General features: G+C 26.3%; 2 protein-coding genes. Both read right to left on the reverse strand.

Annotated elements, in window-relative coordinates; all coding sequences use genetic code 11:
- Positions 1-94 precede the first annotated feature (94 nt).
- Positions 95-778 carry a bacteriorhodopsin gene (locus GBZ86_RS14600; protein ID WP_152891857.1) on the reverse strand — a complete coding sequence of 228 codons (684 nt, stop codon included), beginning with the start codon at positions 776-778 and terminating at the stop codon, positions 95-97.
- A gap of 263 nt (positions 779-1,041) precedes the next feature.
- Positions 1,042-2,685 carry a SulP family inorganic anion transporter gene (locus GBZ86_RS14605; RefSeq protein ID WP_327445279.1) on the reverse strand — a complete coding sequence of 548 codons (1,644 nt, stop codon included), beginning with the start codon at positions 2,683-2,685 and terminating at the stop codon, positions 1,042-1,044.
- Between the last annotated feature and the right edge of the window lie 174 nt (positions 2,686-2,859).

Here is a 2,859-nt window from a genome sequence, read left to right on the forward strand (position 1 = left end):
ACAGTAAGCTATAATTTCTAGAAATAAATTCTAAAAAATATAGCTTATTAAATTATGTATTAAGTTTTTGTTTTAATATTAAACTTATATATATCTAATTTGTTATCTTTCCTAAGTTATATAAATCAAATATACTAAAGCCTACTTTTGAAAATATAGGTATAATTATAAATGCCATTGCTTCACCCCATGCTCCTAATACTCCTATGCCAGACTTACTTAAAATCCAAAAAGTAGGATATAAAATCCAAAAAACAGTTAAATATGTGGCTAATCTAGTATAAGTAACTCCTACATTTTTAGAATTAGAAAAAGCTAGTTTCTTCAAAGGATTCCATATAATATAAATTATATAAACCAATGCCACCATCCCAATCCAATACCATATATAAGATACTGTTTTATTTATAGAAATATCAGCTATACCTCCTGTTATAATCATTATTACATCTGCAAATATAAGAGAAGCTATAATAGATTTGTTAACTTTACTTTTAAACATTGCTGAAAGAGATAATGATGTTAATAATAACGGTGTAGTTACAATCCAATCTAAATATCTAGCAAAATATAAAATTCTTCCGTTAATTTCTATAGTTCCCTGCCCTAAAGCTATAGACATATACGCTAATGCTGACCATATAGGAATTATAATAGCAATTAAATATTCATGATTAGGAATATCTCTTTTGTTAATTAAAAGATATGTAAAATATAATATACCTAAAAACATAACAAATACATAAATCCAGTGCATTAGTACTATATTTTCATACATAACTTTTTCCTCCTTTATTTTTGTATATTACTTTTATTGTTTGGAGCTTTTTATATTTTTATTCTCTTTATCAACTTTAAATTGAAAACTTCTTAGAAATATCATATTAGATTTTAAACGATTAAAATTACCTAAATAATAAAATAACAACACAAACTTTTAATATACTTAATTTAAGATATTAAGAGTTTGTGTTGTTAAATATTATTGTCATTAAACTTTATTAAATTTGAAATTTTAAATTTGTTATATCTAATATGTACTTAACTAGCTATGTCTTCATTAAAGTTGATTAAAGCTTTATGTGATTCTGTAGAAAAATTTTCTTCTCCAACCTTATTTATATATCCATACTTTTTAAGCATTTTCATTGGTTGTGATTGTACATTTGAAATAATTAATCTAGTACCTTGTTTTTCACATATATCATATAACATTTCAAAAGAATGATATGCTGTTGCATCCATGAATGGTACTTTACTCATTTTTATTATTAATAATTTTGGAGTTGCACCCATTTCTCTAATAGCAGAAACAAATTTATTAGCTGCACCAAAGAAAAATGGTCCACTTATTTCATATACTACCACACCATCTGGTAAATTTATATTGTTTATTTTATCACTATCTTCATTATCATTTATATCATCTAAAACACATTTAACATCTGCAATTTCTGCCATCTTCTTCATAAATAAGAAAGAAGATAATACTACTCCAACTCCAATAGCTACAACTAAGTTTAAAAATACTGTTAAAAAGAAAGTTACTAAAAGTACTAAAGCATCACTTTTTGGTGCTTTAAATATTTTTTCAAATGCTTCCCATTCTCCCATATTATAAGATACTACTACTAGTATAGCTGCTAATGCAGACATTGGTATAAGTTTAACATAGGGCATAAATATTAACATAATAAATAAAACAGCAATAGAATGAACCATTCCTGCTATTGGAGTTCTACCTCCATTTCTAACATTCGCTGCAGTTCTTGCAATTGCTCCTGTTACCGGAATTCCTCCAAAAGCACCTGAAAAAATATTAGCTACTCCCTGAGCAATTAATTCCATATTTGAACGGTGTTTTCCACCAATCATTCCATCAGCTACAACTGCTGATAAGAGAGATTCTACACCTCCTAAAATTGCAATAGTTACAGCTGGCATAACTAGATCACTTATTACATTTAAGTTAACTCTTGGTATACTTAATGTTGGTAATGAAGAAGATAATTCACCAAACTTACTCTGTATAGTTTCAACTTGTAAGTTAAACACTGAAGTAATTATTGTAACTATTATAATTGCTATAAATGTTCCAGGTATTTTTTTATTAACCTTAGGCCATAAAATTATTATAGCTAAGGTTAAAGTAGCTATAATTATAGCTGAGATATTTGCAGTACCTATATTCTTAAAATAAGATATCCATTTCTCTAAAAATTGAGATGGTACATTATTCATAGATAATCCTAATAAATCCTTTATTTGAGTAGAAAAAATAACTACAGCTATTCCACTAGTGAAACCTGCTGTTATTGAATATGGAATATATTTTAATAATCCACCTAATTTAAATAATCCCATAAGTATTAACAATATTCCTGCCATAATAGTAGCTATTGTCAATCCACTAATTCCATATTTTTGTATTATACCATATACAATAACTACAAAAGCACCTGTAGGTCCACCTATCTGAACTCTACTTCCACCTAATAATGATACTATAAATCCACCTATAATTGCTGTGTACAATCCCTGTTCTGGAGAAACTCCAGATGCTATAGCCAAAGCTATTGATAAGGGTAAGGCAATAATAGCAACAATAATTCCTGCTATAAAATCCTTAAAAAATTGTTCCTTACTATAGTTTTGTAAGCAAGTAATTGATTTTGGAACTAACACTAAAATCACTCCTAAAATATATTTAATTTTTGTCAAACATAGAAATTATATCATAAGGTAGGAAAAACTAAAAAACATTTAATACCTTACCTAATTTGTTTAAAATACTTATTTTTATGTAAAAGTTTCAAAATTAATAAATTATCAAAAAAACACTAGATTTAATATATATAT

Origin of the sequence: Clostridium tarantellae (assembly GCF_009295725.1) — a bacterium.
Taxonomy (GTDB): domain Bacteria; phylum Bacillota; class Clostridia; order Clostridiales; family Clostridiaceae; genus Sarcina; species Sarcina tarantellae.

Bases quoted from the DNA above. Each gene is read 5' to 3' on its own strand.
- GBZ86_RS14600 (WP_152891857.1), bottom strand. From the start codon at position 778: ATGTATGAAAATATAGTACTAATGCACTGGATTTATGTATTTGTTATG.